Origin of the sequence: Thermohalobacter berrensis, assembly GCF_003609645.1 — a bacterium.
GTDB classification, from domain to species: Bacteria; Bacillota; Clostridia; order Tissierellales; family Thermohalobacteraceae; genus Thermohalobacter; species Thermohalobacter berrensis.
On the sequence record NZ_MCIB01000011.1, the window covers coordinates 1 to 17,353 of the forward strand.

A 17,353-nucleotide genomic window follows, 5' to 3' on the forward strand; every position below is an offset into this window, starting at 1 on the left:
ACACTTTTTTATATTTTATTGTTTATTTTTTTACAGATTCAATCAATTTAATTAAATCCTGTTTATCAAACTGATATTTAGTATTACAGAAATGACATACAACCTCTGCTTTTCCATCTTCCTCAAGTATTTTAGTTAGCTCTTCTTCCCCAACACTTATTAATGCTTCTTCTAGTCTCTCTCTAGAACAATCACATTCTAACTTTATTTCCTTTTTTTCTTTAATTTCCATATCAAAATCTCCAAGCAAGTCATCTAATATATCTTCTGGTTTATAGCCCTTATTAATTAATTCTGAAATTGATTTAAAATTATTAATTTTCTCTTCCAATTTAGTTAATGATTCCTCTGGAATATTTGGTAATACTTGTAGAATAAAACCACCTGCAGCTTTAACACTTAAATCCTTATCAATTAAAACACCCAAAGCTACAGCTGATGGCTGCTGTTCTGAATATACAAAGTATTGAGCTAAATCTTCTGCAATTTCTCCTGTAACTAGATTAGATTGACCAATATATGGTTCTTTTAATCCAAAATCTCTAATTACAGATATTTTTCCGTTTTTACCTACAGCCATTCCAACATTAAGCTTTCCATCTTTTCTTAGGGGCAAATCAACATAAGGATTTGCTATATAACCTTTTACTTTTCCTTTACTATTAGCAACTGCTAATATAGATTTTGCTGGACCATCACCTTTAATATTTATTGAAACCTTATCTTTTTCCCCTTTTAGCATTAAACCCATAATAGCTGCTGCAGTTAATGTTCTCCCTAAAGCTGCAGTAGCAGTTGATGTTGTATTATGTATTTTTCTTGCATCTTCAACTAAATTAGTTGTAGATGCTATAAATATTCTAATATTCTTTTCTTTGTCTATTGCTCTTAGTACATAATCCTTCAAGGCTTATACTCCTTTCTAACTTTATCTATAGTTTCTTACCTAACATTTATTAATTATACACATTCTATATATAAATTTCATCTTAAAAATATAATTTTGTCAAAAAAATATTTAAAGCCCCAAAATTGGGGCTTTGCTTGCTGCTACACTTTCATTTATAATTTAACAACATTTGTTGCTTGAGGACCTTTTTCTCCTTCAACAATCTCAAATTCAACTTTTTGGCCTTCTTCTAATGATTTGAAGCCGTCCTCTTGGATAGCTGAGTAATGTACAAATACATCATCGCCATCCTCTCTTGAAATAAATCCATAACCTTTAGCAGCATTAAACCATTTTACAGTACCTCTTTGCATCTTAAAACATTCCTCCAATACTTCTTAATTTAGCAGACATACTTATGTATTATCTGCGTCGAATTCAGTATAACACAAAACAATTACTGTGTCAAAACTTTTTTACTATTTTTTAGCAATGAAATTTATCCTTTCACTGCTTTTTCTAGGTGGTTTAAATGTAAATGACTCATAAACTTCAATAGTATTGAATCCTACTTGATTTAGTGTTGAAACTATTTCTTCAACAGTATATGCCTTTTGTATATGAGTCTCCTGTATTCTTTTATATTTATTATTCCCTTTTTTAATAAAAAAATTCAAATAAAATTCACATATTTTATTAGTATCATCAAAAAAGTTTTCCCAAACATAAAAAATATCATTTTGTTCATCTACATATGTGTTATCACCTAATATCTTACTTAATTTGTGATAAGAATTTATGTCAAATATAAAAATCCCACCATCCTTTAGATGTGAGTAGACATTCTCAAAACTATTTTTTAGATTTTTTAAATCTGTTATATAGTTAATACTATCACAAATGGAAAGAATTGCATCATATCTAATGTTTATATTAAAATCTATCATATCTTGTTTTAAAATAGTTACATTTTTATAATCTTTTAGTTTATCATAGGCAACTGATAACATATCTTCAGATATATCAAAACAAGTGACATTATAACCATCTTTACAGAGAAATTTTGTAAAATTCCCTGTACCACATGCTATTTCTAGTATGTTTTTAGGGCTGATATTATTATTTTCAAATATTCTTTTTATATAATCATACCATTTTCCATAATCTACATCCTCCATTAAAGTATCATATATATGGGCAAATTCATTATATATTTCCATATCATCCCCCACTTTTTAAATATTTTAGTATTTTAGGTAAAACAATTCCTGTCTTCTCTCTTATTACAACATCTGCCATATCATCATATGGAGTATCCCCTAAATTTATTATTATAAGCCTAGAAGCTAATCCTGGCAAATAACTAACTGGAGCAACTGTTAAACTTGAACCAACAACTACCAACAAATCACTTTCTCGTACTTTATCCCATGCAGTATTAAAATCTTCAGGTAATCCATCTCCAAATAATACTACATCAGGTCTAATATTACCATTACATTTATTACATTTAGGTGGAATTTGATTTTTATTAATTTTATTTTTTATAATATTAAATGATACTTTCTCTCCACATTCAATACAACTACCTGTACGAATATGTCCATGTACTTCTAATAAATTTTTAGAACCGGCTTTTTGATGTAAATTATCTATATTCTGCGTAATTATGCAGTCTAAAAACCCCAGCTTTTCCATTTCTGCTATAGCTAAATGTCCTTTATTAGGTTCTGCTTCAATTATCCCCATTAAAATTTTGAAACCTTCTTTATAAAATTTTTCTGGATTATTATATAAAGTATTTTTTGATAAAACCTCCATGGGATCAACTTTTTCCCAAAGTCCTTTCCCTGGAGTTCTAAAGTCAGGAATACCACTTTCTGTTGAAATTCCTGCTCCTGTTAATAATACAGTCCTATTTGATTTTTTTATTAATTCACTAGCTTTTTTTATTTGATAAATATTCAATTTGTCACTTCCCCCTTTATAAGATATTTTAATAAAATTACTCAGCTTTTTCTACTTTCTTAGACTTTTTCTTTTCTTTTTTTCTCACAGTTATCATACCGCCTATTTTCCCAGTTTCCTTAGCACTTAGTCCTCCCCATCCTACCTTTTTTATTTTATCAAGTAATCCTAATTCTTTAGCTATTTCATATTTCATTTTGTCATTAGGCGTTATTTTTTTCTTCTTTTTCCCCATAAACATACCTCCTTCACCATTATTATGTGACTCTGGAAAAAAAATATGCTTTTGCCAAATGTAATGTGTGGAATTTTTTGAAAATTAAAACTTTGTCGTATCCTCTTGATTTATATCGAATTTCATGATATACTTCCTTTTGCAAAAACAAAAAGCTACTTTCCCACTCCCCCTTTTATATAGATATTTCATACATCTTTTAAGGGACCTACTCCCCCCAAGTAGGTCCCTTTTTAATTTGCCAATCTTAATTGGATAACTTTATATATTATTTTGTCAAAAGCACAGTATAAAAAATGGTCGTGATAATCACGACCATTTTTATTTACATGAATCTAATTATAGTTATTATTAAAAATCCTATAAATACAATTGCCAATGGTAATATCTCTACAAAATTTAATTTTTCTTTTTCGACAAATTCCGAAGTTTCAAAGGTGGCGTTAATATCATTTTTATCTTTAGATAAAATTTTAAGAAGAAGATAACCAAAAACACCTGAAATGACTGCTATTATGCCTATGGAAAATGCACTTCCTATTAAAAGCATAGTATTTGAAAAATTTTGAGTAATTTCACTTGATATTTCAGGATTTGGAGCTATTCCCATTTTATTGACTATAAAACTGAGAAATAAAGCTATGGTGTTGTTTGTCGTATGTGCTAAAACTGATGAATAAATAGAATTAGTCTTATAAACAATATATCCAAATAAAAGCCCCAAGAAGATAGGTCCTAAAAGATTCTGGATATTAAAATGAAAAAAGCCAAATAGCATACCAGAAAAAATAATAGCTTTTTTGTTCCCTAATCTTTCATATGAATTCATAATCATTCCTCTAAACATTACTTCCTCACATATACCTGCTGATAATGCAATAATTAAAAAATTAATTAAAAACTCTTTTCCATTATTTGCTGGTGGTATTGGGAGTGGCCTAATCTCTCCAAATAAACTAATGAAAATCATCATTAACGTATTTAAAAAAGCACCTACAGGATATGCACATAAAGTAATTAGAGGAATAATAATAGTTTCCTTAAAAGTTAATCTATTTAGTCTAAGTACCTTTTTTAAACTATATCCTCTAAATTTTAAGTATAATACTGTGGGTAGGAAAATAATAAGATATTCTGTAATTATAAATCCTGAATATAAGTTTTTCATTTGAAAAAAAGCACCTAAAGTTAACAAAAGTATACCAATAGTTAAGTAAAAAATATTTGATTCTAATATTAAAGGTTTACTTTTCACCTCATTCATATTTAACCTCCTTAAAATACCTTAAATTTTTTACATATATTTATATATATTTCAACCCCACTTATTAAAATATCTTCATTAAAATTAAATTTGTTACTATGAAGTGGATAAGTAAAACCTAGTTTTTCATTTCTTGAACCTAACATAAAAAAAAGACCAGGTACTTCTTTTTGATAATATGCAAAATCTTCAGCTATCATCATTGGCTTTATTTCTACTAGTTTACTGTCTTCTACAGTTCCTTTTAACGCTTTGTATAATTCTATATCATTAACAACAGATGGGTACATATCTCTTATTTCCACATCAATATTTACTCCATACATTTTTTCTAATCCTGAATTTATTTCATAGATTCTTTTTTTAATTTTTTTATAAACGCTCTCATCAAAAGCTCTTATAATTCCCTCTAACTCAATTTCTTCAGCAATAACATTCCTAGCTTTACCACCTTGAATTTTACCTATTGACAAAACAGCACCTTCTATAGGTTCGATATTACGACTTACAATACTTTGATAGCTATTAACTAATTGTGTAGCAACATATATACCATCTATTGTTGTGTGAGGCATAGCACCATGGCCACTTTTTGCCTTTATCTTTATATCAAGTTCCCCTGTTTGAGCCATCATAGGACCTGGTTTTACACCTATCTTACCTTCGGGCAAATTAGGATAAATATGCAATCCAAAAATTGCTTCTACATTATATTTTTCTAGTATCTTATTTTCAACAATGACTTTTGCACCACCTGGACCTTCCTCAGCAGGTTGAAAAACTAAAAGTATATTCCTTTTAAGTTTTTCGATCTTTGATAAATATAAAGCTAATCCTAATAATATTGCCATATGTCCATCATGACCACAAGCATGCATCATGCCCTTCTCTTTTGAGGCATAATCTACTCCAGTTTTTTCTTCAACATTTAAACCATCCATATCTGCACGAAAGGCTATAGTTCCTTTTTCAGAATCTCCCTTCCTAAAGGCAAGAATCCCTGTTTGGGCTACATTTTCTATTGTAAATCCTAAATTCTTTAATTTTTCTTTAATAAAACTTGAAGTTTTTACTTCTTTAAATCCTTCTTCTGGAATCTGATGAAGACTTCTTCTTATATCTATAATATCTTTTTTTAATTCATCTAAACAATTCAAATTTTAACCTCCTTGTACAATAAAAATTTTATAAAACTTTTATCTTTATTATAGTTGTATGTTTTTGGAAGATAGTCATATTAATTATAATTATACTATTTTATTAAATATATTTAAATAAATATTTTTTATAAGCCAAATAAAATTTGTCCATCAAAACATAAATATGTAGCAAACTATTTAAAAGATGAGTAAACTATTATATAATAATATAATAAGCTTTTCTCTGTATTTTTTCTAATTTTAATTAATATATATTTATCAAAAGTATATTAAAGGGGTGATTTCTATGAAGAAAGTCAATCTGGCTATTGTTGGGGCAACTGGGATGGTAGGAAGAACTTTCCTAAAAATTTTAGAAGAAAGAAATTTCCCAATAAATCAATTATACCTCTTTGCTTCAGCAAAATCTAAAGGTAAAAAAGTAGAATTTAGGGGTAAAGAGTATACTGTTGAGGAATTAACTGAAGAATCATTTAAAAAGGATATAGATATTGCATTATTTTCAGCTGGGGGTAGTGTAAGCAAAAAATTTGCTCCGATTGCAAAAGAAAATGATGTTATAGTTGTAGATAATAGTAGTGCCTGGAGAATGGAAAAAGATATTCCTCTTGTTGTACCAGAAGTTAATCCGCAAGATATAAATTGGCATAATGGTATTATTGCAAATCCAAATTGCTCTACTATTCAATGTGTTGTTCCACTTAAACCTTTACATGATACTTTTAAAATTAAAAGAATAGTTTATTCTACTTATCAGGCTGTATCTGGTTCAGGAATGGCTGGAATGAAAGATTTAGAAAATGGACTAAAGGGGATGGACTCAGAAAACTATCCACACCCAATAGCATTTAACTGTCTTCCTCATATTGATGTATTTATGGAAAATGGATATACGAAAGAGGAAATGAAAATGATAGAAGAAACAAAAAAAATACTAAATGATTATGAACTAAAAATTACTGCAACAACTGTAAGGGTACCTGTAAAGTATGGTCATAGCGTTTCAGTTAATATTGAATTTGAAAAGCCATTTGAACTTGAAGAAGTATATAAAGTTCTTGAAAATGCAGAAGGTGTTGTTGTTGAAGATGATGTTAATAGTAACTTGTATCCATTACAAATTAATGCTGAAGGTACTGATGAGGTATATGTTGGAAGAATAAGAAGAGATTTTAGTATAGAAAATGGAATTAATATGTGGGTAGTTGCGGATAATATCAGAAAGGGAGCTGCAACAAATACAGTTCAAATAGCAGAATTACTACTTAAAAAGATGTAAGTTAAGTTTTATTTAATAAATAATAAAATATTGGGGGGATTTTTATGACATTATTTAAAGGCTCAGGTGTAGCTATTGTAACTCCATTTAAGGAAAAAGGGATTGACTATGATAAACTTGGAGAATTAATTGAATGGCATATTGAAGAAGGAACTGATGCTATAATCATATGTGGAACAACAGGAGAAGCTTCTACGATGACTGATGAAGAACAAAAAGAAACTATAAAATTTGCTGTAGAAAAGGTAAATAAACGAATCCCTGTAATAGCAGGTACTGGAAGTAATGACACTCACCATGCTATTGAATTAAGTAAGTTCGCAGAAGAAGTTGGAGCTGATGGACTTTTAGTAGTAACGCCATATTATAATAAGACTACTCAAAAGGGATTAATTGAACACTACACAGCAATAGCAGATAGCGTAAATATACCTGTAATAGTTTATAATGTACCAGGCAGAACTGGTGTAAATGTTCAACCTAAAACTTTAGCAAAACTTTCTAAGCATCCAAATATAAAAGCTGTAAAAGAAGCAAGTGGTGATATTAGTCAAGTGGCTGAAATTGCACGATTATGTCCTGATGATTTTTATATCTACTCTGGTAATGATGATATGGTAGTTCCTCTATTATCATTAGGTGGTGTAGGTGTAATTTCTGTAGTTGCAAATATCTTACCTAAAGATACACACGATATGGTTGTAAGTTACTTAAATGGTAACATAAATAAAGCTAAAGAGTTACAACTTAACATGAAAGGTCTAATTGATGCATTATTTATTGAAACTAATCCAATACCAATTAAAACAGCTATGAATCTTTTAGGTATGAATGTTGGAAAATTAAGATTACCTCTAACTGATATGGTTGAAGAAAATCTAGAGGTATTAAAAGATGAGCTAAAAAAATATGGACTTCAGTAAGGAGGTAATTTAATGATTAAAGTAATAATAAATGGCTGTAATGGCAAAATGGGTCAAGTTCTTTCTGAACAAATTGAACAATGTGAAGATATGAAAGTAGTTGCTGGTATAGATAGAAGCCCAGATAAATTTAAAAATAATTATCCTGTATATAAAGATATTTTTGAATTTAGAGAAGAAGCAGATGTTATTATAGATTTTTCAAATCCTTATTACCTACCCGGACTATTAGATTATGGAATTGAGAAAAAAATACCACTTGTTATAGCCACCACAGGCTTTAGCAGTAAAGACATTAAAGATATGGAAGCTGCATCTGAAAAAATACCCATTTTTTATTCAGCCAATATGTCCTTAGGAATAAATGTACTTGTTAATCTAGTAAAAAAAGCTGCAAATGTACTAGCAGATAGCTTCGATATAGAAATTATCGAAAAACACCATAATAAAAAAATTGATGCACCAAGTGGAACAGCTTATATGATAGCTAATAAAATAAATGAAGAATTAGACAATTCAAAAGAATATGTTTTTGGTAGATACACCAAAAAAGATAGAAGAAGAAAAAATGAAATAGGCATCCATGCTGTAAGAGGTGGAACTATAGTTGGTGAACATTCGATAATATTTGCAGGTTCAAATGAAGTAATAGAAATTAAGCATAGTGCCCAATCAAAAAAGATATTTGCAAATGGTTCAATAAAAGCTGCTAGATTTATTATTGATAAAAATAAGGGATTATTTGATATGGAAGATTTAATGAATATTGAATAATTTGTTAAATTAAAAAACTAAATAGAAAGGGTTGAAAAACAAATGAATAAAAATAATGTGAACACAACTAATGATAAGCTTACTGACCCATATGAAATAGCTAAATTTATAAAAAATGCTAAAAAATCTACACCAGTAAAGGCCTACATAAAGGGTAATCTTCAAAATATTAAATTTAATAATATTAAGGATTTTGGAAATGATACATTTAGAATACTTATAGGTGAATACGAAGATATTAAATCAATAATATCTACCAACAATGATAATATTGATGATTATCATATTGAATATGACAGAAGAAATTCAGCTATACCTCTTCTAGATATAAAGAATATTGAAGCAAGAATTGAACCTGGAGCAATTATTAGGGATAGAGTTTCAATAGGCAAAAATGCTGTAATAATGATGGGGGCAGTTATTAATATTGGTGCAGAAATTGGTGAAAATACAATGATAGATATGAATGCAGTGGTTGGAGCAAGAGGTATTATAGGAAATAATGTACATGTCGGTGCAGGAACTGTTATAGCTGGAGTTTTAGAACCACCTAGTAAAACACCTGTAATAATTGAAGATGATGTACTTATAGGAGCAAATGCTGTAATATTAGAAGGAGTTAAAATTGGAAAAGGTGCTGTTGTAGCTGCAGGTTCTGTAGTAACTAAAGATGTACCATCTAATACTGTTGTAGCTGGAGTACCCGCAAAGGTAATAAAAGAAAAAGATGAAAAAACTATTGATAAAGTTAAAATATTAGATGAATTAAGAGGATAATAAATAAGAGGGTAGAATAAATAAAACTTCTACCCTCTTATTTATTATCAAATGTAAAAACATAAGGTACATTTCTATAATAATCACCATAATTAAGTCCATAACCTACAATAAATAAATCTGGAATAGTAAATCCTACATAATCTGGTGTAAGTTCTACTTTTCTCCTATCTGGTTTATCTAACAGTACACATGATTTAATTGAATTAGGCCCTTGAGTTTTTAAATGTTCAATAATACGTTTCATAGTTAACCCAGAATCCATAATATCATCAACTATAAGTACATCATACCCTTTAATATCTACTTTAAGATCATTAACAATATCTACTTTTCCTGATGTTTCTTGACTATGTCCATAACTAGAAGTAGTCATAAATTCAATTCTTGTTGGTATATCTATTTCTCTAACTAAATCTGCAGTGAAAATAAAACTCCCTTTTAAAAGGGAAACCACCATAAGTTTTTTATCTTTATAATCTTCAGATATCTTTTGTCCTAATTCTCGAACTTTTTGCTGTATCTCTTCTTTTGATATTAATACTTTTTTCTTCTCTTCCATATCCTCAACTCCTTTATCACTTCTATATTGGTCTATATTGATTTACTAATGCTATACCTGGCATTTTTTCCTATTCTAATTCAAAGGTCGAAATTTGTCAATATTAAATTAAAAAATCCGTCATAAAAATCTTATAAAGAAATAATTATATAATTGAAGGATTCTATTAATATCTGTAGAATATAATATATTGGTAAGTATAAAAATCTTTTCTCATTTACATATTAAAATAACATTTAAACTTTTCATTGGAGGAGCTCCTATGAATAAAAGTAAAGAATTAGAATCAGAATTAAAAGAATTATGTTTAAAAATGATTAATATATTTAGCCATTACAAAGAAAAAGGGATAATAGACCAAGATGAGTATGAAAAACATACAAGGCTAAAAAAAGATTTTATTAAAAATACTTCGAGTAATAAATAGATTAATTAAAAACATTTTTATATATGTCAATAGGATTAATTTTATAAATTTCTGAAACCCTAATAATATCTTTATATTTATTTAATTTTTTAGATATTTCCTCACAACTAACTTCGTTATTTGAATCATAGTCAATTGGTGATTTTCCCATTTCTCTTTCTATCTCTTTAATTTCTTTTGGAAGAAGGTTAAATAAATCATAAACTAATTTATCTATAGAGTTATATAGGCGTTCCACATCTATTTGTTGTCTATATCTTATTTTATCACTGAAAGTCTTATGTATTTTATTTTTTTTATCAATTATTTCATTTACCATCTTAACAAACTGTTTTTGTGTTTTCTTTGAAGGGATTACTATCGGACTATTCTGAATATGGAATATTTTAATTTGTGGAAAAATTTTTCCTTCTTCTCTTGCAATACTTCTATATAAAAAATTGTAAAATTTTGAATTTAAAAGTGCTAGTATATATTTTAAGTGCACATCTTTTTTATAATTTTCCCTTATTATTAATGAATACAGTGTATTCAGCAAATAATATTCTTCATTATCATAAGAGCATATGAACCTATCTGCTGTCTGCCTGATTAAAAGTTTTTCATTATAAATAAATTTTCTTCTCATAAAAGTAGCATATTCACCTTTTTGTCTATCAATAATCGATTTATCGTCTATAACATAAAGGCCAGACCAACTGTGATAATATTTTTTTACATCTTTTCCCCTTAAGACTTTTTTAGAGTTCTTAACATTTTTATCAAAGGTAAGTAGCTTTTTTCTTACATTCCCCGTTGCAATTCCTGCTACAACTTCACATACATCATCTAACCTTTTATATTTATTACTTTTATATTTATTATTAAATAGTCTTTCCCTTAACTTAAAAGTAGTTTCTGATGAATCTATATCAAATACATAATTTAGATTATTATAATAGTACTTTTGCAATACATATTTATAGTTTCCATCAAATAATTCCTTTTCTTTTTTTAAACTTTTAAAAATATTCTTGCATTTTATTCTATTTTTTTTTTAATCTACTACTATTTTTTTGAAGAATAATTATAGCCATATTCATATCTACATGTTTAAATATATTATGACCTAACTTTATAATTTCACATATTTTTGATGTATTTAATATTAACTTTCTAATACAAGTAAAATTATTATTTGTAAGGAGGTTACCTGGTAAAATAAAAGCTAATTTCCCTTTAAAATCAAGTAAATTTAAAGACTTCTCAATAAAAAGACTATAAATATCAAATCTTCCAATTGCTGATTCATACTTTTTCTTTAAAAATTCCTTGTTAAAATATTTGTTGATTTTCCTATTTTCTAGATATGGAGGGTTACCTATGATAAAATCAAATTTAATCTCATCTAAAATATCATCTGTTAAGTAATTTGATAAGAAAACATTTGGATTTACATCAATAAATTTTCCTAGTTTCTTTAATACTTTCATCTTAATAATTATATTACATATTTTCAAAGCATTATTATCTATATCTATTGCATAAATGTTATTTTGTAAAATAGATTTAACTATTTTTTCCTTTGGCATATCTTTATTAGTGCAATAATTTTCATACAAAATATCAAATATATAAAATAAAAAAACTCCACAGCCACAACCTGGTTCTAAAATCTTTATAGTTTCAATATCATCAAAAGAATTTAAATATTCTCCTAAAGTATTATCTACTAAATATTTAACAATCCATTTTGAAGTGTAATATATGCCATATTTTTCTTTTTTGTCTCTTCTTTTTACTAAGAACTCATAAACATTTGGTAAAGTATATTCCTCATCTATTAAATCTATAGGAATTTCTTGTTTTATTATTTCATAAATATCACTTCTGATAATCCCCTTATGTTTCCTACCACTAAAGCTAGTAAAATATTCAAAGGGTAATTCTAATTTTTTCCATATCAAAACTATTATCGTATCTATTATAAGCTCCTCAATAGTATTAGAATCATATTGATTATTAAACTCTTTGAAAATATCATATATGGTATTGTAAAGTAGATTAATATTTTTCATGCTGCTTATCTTCCCAATCTTTAATCCTTAATTGAATTAGAATCTTTTTTATTTCTCTTAATTCAGATAATATTCTATTAAGTGAATATTGAATACTAATAAATATAGTAAAAAATATAAAAATTAATATTATTTCATAATTCATATAATCACTCCCTTTAACCTCCTTTTCTTTATTATACCAAAAAACAAGACCACCTATAGGGGTCTTGCTTTTTATTCTTCACAATTATCTCTATTATTTTCTTCAAGATGCTCCATTTTAGAAATTGATACTTCATAAGCTACCTTATTTTCAACCCTTCCATCAGGCTTTTTCTTTTGATATTCTCTACTTTGTACTCTACCCCATAATTTGATATGGTCTCCAACCTTTAATGTTTGAGAGAATCTTGCATTTCTACCCCATGCAATGCATGGTATGTAATCTGATTTATTATATGGTCTATTTACAGCAATTAATAAATCAGTGATTTCTCTTCCAAGTGGAGTAGTTCTATATATAGGTGCTTTACATACATAACCATCTAAAAAGATTTCATTTGGTGTTTTCTTTAAAGACTCTAGCTCTTCTTCATCCTCTGGAACATATAAATCCCTTGCAAAAATTGTTAGTATTAATTTATTTTTACCATCAACATATCTGTTATAAGATCTTAGCTGACCTTCTATTACTAAATCTTCTCCTGGCTTTAAATCAATATCTACAAATAATCTTTCTGATATTGTAATTGGTAAAGTATCTGTATGTTCACTTAATCTAGGAATATCCATATAAAAATTATAAAAACCTTCACCAAACATCTCATGGCTAAATTCTAAATCAGTAGCCATTTTTCCTACAATCTTAACAGTGTTCGTTTGAATTACCTTATCAACCATTTTATCCCCACTCCCTTTCATATTCTTATGTTTTTTTATAGAATAATCTACAATTATATCTATTCACTTTAACTTAATATTATGATTGTTTTTGTAATGATTTTCGCTTAATTTTTATCATTAGTAATTTCATTAAATTTTTCCATTTAATAAAAAATTAAACATTTAATTCAAAAATCCTCCTTAATATAATAAAAAATGCAAGCAAAGCTCGCTTCCACTAAGGGAACCTTAAATACAGTATTTATCTTTGTTTCAATAATTCCTTAAAAAATACTTTGTTAAACAATAAAAAAAGCATCCATTAGGATGCTTTAACTTTTAATTCTTTTGTTTTAAATTATTTTTAATTATTTCTCTTCCCTTATCCATACCCTGTGCACCTAATAACAGCACTATATCACCATTGTCTGTTAGACTAAGAGCCTTCTTTATTGACTCTTCAAGTTTACCATATAGTTTATATTTTACATTATTTCTATCTAAAATTTGCTTAAATTCATTTTTTTCTAATTCATCAACTCTATCTTTTTCTGACACAATATCTTCACTTAAAGACAAGATTAATTCATAACGTCCTAATATTGGAAGCCATGAAGCAACAACTTCTGCATTTTCTTTATTTATTTGTATACCTCTGTTACCTCTAATAGCATTTACAATAATGATTTTATTATATTTTAAGTTTTGTATTGCCTCAAAAACAGCTTCATAACTAGCTGGATTATGGCTATAGTCATCTATAATTAGAAAATCTTTATCATGAATCCTTTCTAGTCTCCTGCTTACACCTCTAAATTTCTTAATTGAATCCTTTAATATATCAGGACTTATTCCAAAGTAAAGTGATACTGCGGCTGACGCAAGTATATTATAAACATTATGTTTGCCTATAAGTTTTGTAAATATAGACATCTCAAAGGGTTCTATTTCAATACCGTTTAAGTTTATTATTCCTCTTTGAAGACATAGATTAAACTTTATCCCATTTTCCATATTTAAACTTGAAGCAGTCAATGTTGCTTTTTTATCAAAACCATATGTTACAGTTAGCACTCTATCATTATCTTTTACTAGTTTAATAGCATTTTTGTCATCAATATTTAAAATAGCTACCCTTCCCCGTTTTAATGAATCAAATAACATTTTTTTAGTTTTAATATAATCTTCTAATGTCTTGTGGAAGTTTATATGATCCATTTTTATATTTGTATGTATTGCTACGTCAAATTCTAATCCATAGGTTCTATAAAGCTTTAATGCATGTGATGATACCTCTAAAATTGCAACTTCTACTTTTTCTTTTTTCATGTTAGCAAGAGTAGAAAATAAAGTTTCTGGTTCAGGTGTTGTCATAAAAGATTTTACAACTTCTTCTTTGATTTTTATGCCTGCTGTTCCTATTAATCCTGTCTTATATCCTGCTTTCCTAAAAATCCAATCAATTAGATGGGTAGTAGTCGTCTTTCCATTAGTTCCCGTAACTCCTATAAGAAACATATCTTCTGATGGAAAATCATAAAACAAATTTAATAGTTCAGCTAGCTTAATCCTAGAATTAGGAACTTTTTTTACAGGTACTTTTTTCAACTCAATATCCTTTTCAGTATATATTATTTTGGCACCATTTTTTATTGCTTCATCAATATATTCATTACCATCATCTTTAATGCCTTCTATTGCAACAAATGCATATCCTTCTTTTACTTTCCTTGAATCAGCTGTTATACCAGTTATTTGTACACCATCAACTTCCATATTTTTCAACTCTCCTTTAAGAGTTTTTCTTATATAATTATAATTTCTTATATATGATTATTTATGTATCGTTATTTTAAACTGTATTTTGGGAAATAATAATAAATACAATCCAAATTTTAATAATATTAGGGGTGATATAGTGAAAGGAAACAAAATATCTTCAAATGCACGAAAAGCTTTTGAAAACTTTAAAGAAGAATTAGCAAAAGATATGGACATAGAAGCAATAGACGGTAAAGAAATGACTAAAAAGATTGTAGAAAAAGCAAAAGAAAAATTCACAAATCTTGGCAGGTCCTAAAAAAAGCAGCCTTTAAAGGCTGCTTTTTTACCTATTTAGCAAATATATGATCCCCTATTTTCGTTATTTGTGGTCTACTCCATATCCATTTTGAAGTAGCTATTTTAGGATTAAAATAGAATAAAGCTCCTTTACTCGGATCCCAACCTTTTATGGCTAGTTCTGTTGCTCTATATGCCTCTCTATTCGGCTCTAATTTAATTTGTCCATCTATTACAGCTGTAAATGCATATGGCTGATATATTACTCCATAAACTGTATTTGGAAACTTGTTAGATTCTACTCTATTAAGAATAACAGATGCAACAGCAACTTGCCCCTTAAAGGGTTCCCCCCTTGCTTCTGCATGAACTGCTTTAGCTACAAGATATTTTTCATATTTACTAAACTTTTTCTTACCACTAATATATAGTTTTTGGCCTGGATAAATAATATCACTCCAGTAATTATTCTCCTTTTTTATTCTATAAACGGTTATCCCGTATTCCTGAGATATTTCCCATAGGGAATCTCCCTTTTTTACAGTATAAAAAAAGCCAGAAGCATAAGCATTAGTAGGAACTGATATAATTATAATAAATACCATAATAAGAAAAGTAATTATCAAACTTTTACTTTTCTTCATTGAAGTATAACCTCCCTTTTTAATTTACTATACATATTATACATTATGTTAACCTATATTTGGTCAGGTAATTTTTGTATACTTATGTTATTTTTACATATTAAAAGCGTCCACAAATGTGGCCGCTTTTAATATCCTAGATTTTCATTAACTATTATTACATGAATTCTATCCTTTTCTAGCTGTTTTTTTATAACTACATATTGATTGCAAATTCTATCTTCACTTTCACAATCCATACAATAACCAACTTTAGAACATGGTGTATTTCTATTTAATCTTTTAACATTAGCAGGAGCAGCTATTTTTTTATTTCTTTCAACAGCTTCATCTATATTTCTAACTATTTTATTTACACCAGCTACTACAATAACTTTATCTGGCCCATAAATCATTGCTGCAACTCTATTACCTCTGCCATCTACATTATAAAGTTCTCCCTCTTCTGTAATAGCATTACTACTAGTAAAATATACATCGGCATTAAATGATTCTCTATATATTTTCTTAATATCCTCAGGAGATAACCCACCTTCATATCTATCTAAAAAGTTATATTCACCCTTCCTTAAAAAATCTATTATACCTGCTTCAAATAATGTCATGGACCCACCTACTGACACTATATCTCCTTTATTTAATAGCCCCTTAATTATCTCAATAGCTTCTTTACTGTTTTGAACAAAGTAACCCTTCATATTATTTTTTTCTAAATTTTTTATTGTTCTCTCTACACTTTTCTCAATAACAAAGGAAACATTTTTATCCATAAAACCACCTTCCTCTTATCATTTTAGGCAATATCTTTAAAGGTTTTTATATATTTGTCTGCTAAACTACAAATCTCATCTTTATAAGGGAAAGATAACTTATCTGCAACAGCAAACACTTTCATACCTGCCCTTTTAGCGGCTAATACTCCAGCATAAGTATCTTCAAATACCAAACAATTTTTAGGTACTACCTTTAAATCATCTGCAACCTTAAGAAAGACATCTGGATGTGGTTTACCTTTTTTTACCTCACATGATGTCCTAATTGTATTAAAATAATGAAGTATATTATGACTTCTTAAAACTTCTGTAGCTAATTCTTTAGAATTACTTGTTCCTATACCTAATCTTATATTCTGGCTTTTTAGATACTGAATAAACTCTTTTGCCCCATCCTTTAAAGGTACTCTATTTTTATAAAAGTCATAAGCCATTTTATGCCATTCTTCTTTAATTTCTTCTACAGTTTCCTTTAATTTAAATCTATTTTTAAAATATATGGCTGTCTCTGTAAAACTCATTCCCTCTACAGCTTTTTGTAAATCATCTGGCAATTCAATACCTCTTTTTTCTAAAAATTCTATATCTATTTGTTCCCAAATCCACATAGAATCTACTATTGTACCATCTAAATCAAAAATTACAGCCTCTAGCTTATTAAACAAAGCGTTTCCCCCTTTAAATTATATTAATTTA

Annotated in this window: 22 protein-coding genes; 6 read left to right on the forward strand and 16 right to left on the reverse strand. The window is 27.8% G+C overall.

The window, feature by feature from the left end; all coding sequences use genetic code 11:
- Nucleotides 1-22: 22 nt before the first annotated feature.
- The 7 genes from hslO to BET03_RS06365 all read right to left on the reverse strand — a co-directional run bounded on the left by hslO (nucleotide 23) and on the right by BET03_RS06365 (nucleotide 5,513).
- Nucleotides 23-907, reverse strand: a complete 885-nt coding sequence (gene hslO, locus BET03_RS06335) for an Hsp33 family molecular chaperone HslO (protein ID WP_120168471.1) — start codon at nucleotides 905-907, stop codon at nucleotides 23-25.
- 155 nt (nucleotides 908-1,062) lie between these two features.
- Nucleotides 1,063-1,263, reverse strand: a complete 201-nt coding sequence (locus BET03_RS06340; RefSeq protein WP_120168473.1) for a cold-shock protein — start codon at nucleotides 1,261-1,263, stop codon at nucleotides 1,063-1,065.
- Nucleotides 1,264-1,368: 105 nt separating this feature from the next.
- Nucleotides 1,369-2,109 carry a class I SAM-dependent DNA methyltransferase gene (locus BET03_RS06345; RefSeq protein WP_120168475.1) on the reverse strand — a complete coding sequence of 247 codons (741 nt, stop codon included), beginning with the start codon at nucleotides 2,107-2,109 and terminating at the stop codon, nucleotides 1,369-1,371.
- Nucleotide 2,110: 1 nt separating this feature from the next.
- Entirely contained in the window at nucleotides 2,111-2,857 is a 747-nt protein-coding gene (locus BET03_RS06350) for an SIR2 family NAD-dependent protein deacylase (protein ID WP_243096875.1), read from the reverse strand.
- Between the two features lie 37 nt (nucleotides 2,858-2,894).
- Nucleotides 2,895-3,092 carry an alpha/beta-type small acid-soluble spore protein gene (locus BET03_RS06355; protein WP_120168477.1) on the reverse strand — a complete coding sequence of 66 codons (198 nt, stop codon included), beginning with the start codon at nucleotides 3,090-3,092 and terminating at the stop codon, nucleotides 2,895-2,897.
- 325 nt (nucleotides 3,093-3,417) lie between these two features.
- Entirely contained in the window at nucleotides 3,418-4,356 is a 939-nt protein-coding gene (locus BET03_RS06360; protein WP_120168479.1) for a type II CAAX endopeptidase family protein, read from the reverse strand.
- Between the two features lie 11 nt (nucleotides 4,357-4,367).
- Nucleotides 4,368-5,513: a M20 metallopeptidase family protein gene (locus BET03_RS06365; protein ID WP_120168481.1), complete on the reverse strand. Its 1,146-nt coding sequence runs from the start codon at nucleotides 5,511-5,513 to the stop codon at nucleotides 4,368-4,370.
- Nucleotides 5,514-5,802: 289 nt separating this feature from the next.
- Between BET03_RS06365 and BET03_RS06370 the strand changes: the two genes are divergently transcribed.
- The 4 genes from BET03_RS06370 to dapD are packed head-to-tail and all read left to right on the forward strand — an operon-like array spanning nucleotide 5,803 to nucleotide 9,269.
- Complete coding sequence (locus BET03_RS06370; protein WP_120168483.1) at nucleotides 5,803-6,795, forward strand: aspartate-semialdehyde dehydrogenase; 993 nt, start codon at nucleotides 5,803-5,805, stop codon at nucleotides 6,793-6,795.
- A gap of 44 nt (nucleotides 6,796-6,839) precedes the next feature.
- Nucleotides 6,840-7,718, forward strand: a complete 879-nt coding sequence (gene dapA, locus BET03_RS06375) for a 4-hydroxy-tetrahydrodipicolinate synthase (protein WP_120168485.1) — start codon at nucleotides 6,840-6,842, stop codon at nucleotides 7,716-7,718.
- 12 nt (nucleotides 7,719-7,730) lie between these two features.
- Complete coding sequence (gene dapB / locus BET03_RS06380) at nucleotides 7,731-8,492, forward strand: 4-hydroxy-tetrahydrodipicolinate reductase (RefSeq protein WP_120168487.1); 762 nt, start codon at nucleotides 7,731-7,733, stop codon at nucleotides 8,490-8,492.
- A gap of 42 nt (nucleotides 8,493-8,534) precedes the next feature.
- Entirely contained in the window at nucleotides 8,535-9,269 is a 735-nt protein-coding gene (dapD, locus tag BET03_RS06385; RefSeq protein WP_120168489.1) for a 2,3,4,5-tetrahydropyridine-2,6-dicarboxylate N-acetyltransferase, read from the forward strand.
- 37 nt (nucleotides 9,270-9,306) lie between these two features.
- On the opposite strand, the gene hpt is transcribed toward dapD, so the two are convergent.
- On the reverse strand, nucleotides 9,307-9,831 hold the full coding sequence (gene hpt / locus BET03_RS06390; RefSeq protein ID WP_120168491.1) for a hypoxanthine phosphoribosyltransferase: 525 nt from the start codon (nucleotides 9,829-9,831) through the stop codon (nucleotides 9,307-9,309).
- A 262-nt stretch (nucleotides 9,832-10,093) separates the two neighbouring features.
- Between hpt and BET03_RS13605 the strand changes: the two genes are divergently transcribed.
- The gene (locus BET03_RS13605) at nucleotides 10,094-10,258 is read left to right on the forward strand and encodes a hypothetical protein (RefSeq protein ID WP_183108752.1); all 165 of its coding nucleotides are present in this window, start codon (nucleotides 10,094-10,096) and stop codon (nucleotides 10,256-10,258) included.
- A 1-nt stretch (nucleotide 10,259) separates the two neighbouring features.
- Here BET03_RS13605 and BET03_RS06395 read toward each other — a convergent pair whose 3' ends face one another.
- The 5 genes from BET03_RS06395 to BET03_RS06410 all read right to left on the reverse strand — a co-directional run bounded on the left by BET03_RS06395 (nucleotide 10,260) and on the right by BET03_RS06410 (nucleotide 14,955).
- The gene (locus tag BET03_RS06395) at nucleotides 10,260-11,210 is read right to left on the reverse strand and encodes a TaqI-like C-terminal specificity domain-containing protein (protein ID WP_183108753.1); all 951 of its coding nucleotides are present in this window, start codon (nucleotides 11,208-11,210) and stop codon (nucleotides 10,260-10,262) included.
- Between the two features lie 73 nt (nucleotides 11,211-11,283).
- Entirely contained in the window at nucleotides 11,284-12,315 is a 1,032-nt protein-coding gene (locus BET03_RS06400) for an HsdM family class I SAM-dependent methyltransferase (RefSeq protein WP_120168495.1), read from the reverse strand.
- Nucleotides 12,302-12,460, reverse strand: coding sequence for a hypothetical protein (locus tag BET03_RS13610; RefSeq protein ID WP_183108754.1), 159 nt, complete (start codon nucleotides 12,458-12,460; stop codon nucleotides 12,302-12,304). The genes BET03_RS06400 and BET03_RS13610 overlap by 14 nt, the downstream gene beginning before the upstream one ends.
- 71 nt (nucleotides 12,461-12,531) lie before the next feature.
- Nucleotides 12,532-13,197, reverse strand: coding sequence for a single-stranded DNA-binding protein (locus BET03_RS06405; protein ID WP_183108755.1), 666 nt, complete (start codon nucleotides 13,195-13,197; stop codon nucleotides 12,532-12,534).
- 321 nt (nucleotides 13,198-13,518) lie between these two features.
- Nucleotides 13,519-14,955 (reverse strand): Mur ligase family protein, encoded by a 1,437-nt coding sequence (locus BET03_RS06410; RefSeq protein ID WP_120168499.1) that lies wholly within the window; start codon nucleotides 14,953-14,955, stop codon nucleotides 13,519-13,521.
- 142 nt (nucleotides 14,956-15,097) lie between these two features.
- Here BET03_RS06410 and BET03_RS13615 point away from each other — a divergent pair, with 142 nt between their 5' ends.
- Nucleotides 15,098-15,259 carry a hypothetical protein gene (locus BET03_RS13615; protein WP_183108756.1) on the forward strand — a complete coding sequence of 54 codons (162 nt, stop codon included), beginning with the start codon at nucleotides 15,098-15,100 and terminating at the stop codon, nucleotides 15,257-15,259.
- Between the two features lie 31 nt (nucleotides 15,260-15,290).
- Here the strand turns inward: BET03_RS13615 and BET03_RS14025 are convergent, their stop codons facing one another.
- From BET03_RS14025 to BET03_RS06425, 3 genes are all read right to left on the reverse strand, one after another.
- Complete coding sequence (locus BET03_RS14025; RefSeq protein ID WP_120168501.1) at nucleotides 15,291-15,884, reverse strand: cell wall hydrolase; 594 nt, start codon at nucleotides 15,882-15,884, stop codon at nucleotides 15,291-15,293.
- Nucleotides 15,885-16,012: 128 nt separating this feature from the next.
- Nucleotides 16,013-16,654, reverse strand: coding sequence for a lactate utilization protein (locus BET03_RS06420; protein ID WP_120168503.1), 642 nt, complete (start codon nucleotides 16,652-16,654; stop codon nucleotides 16,013-16,015).
- 23 nt (nucleotides 16,655-16,677) lie between these two features.
- A complete protein-coding gene (locus BET03_RS06425) occupies nucleotides 16,678-17,322 on the reverse strand; it encodes an HAD family hydrolase (protein WP_120168505.1) in 645 nt (214 codons plus the stop codon).
- Nucleotides 17,323-17,353 lie beyond the last annotated feature (31 nt).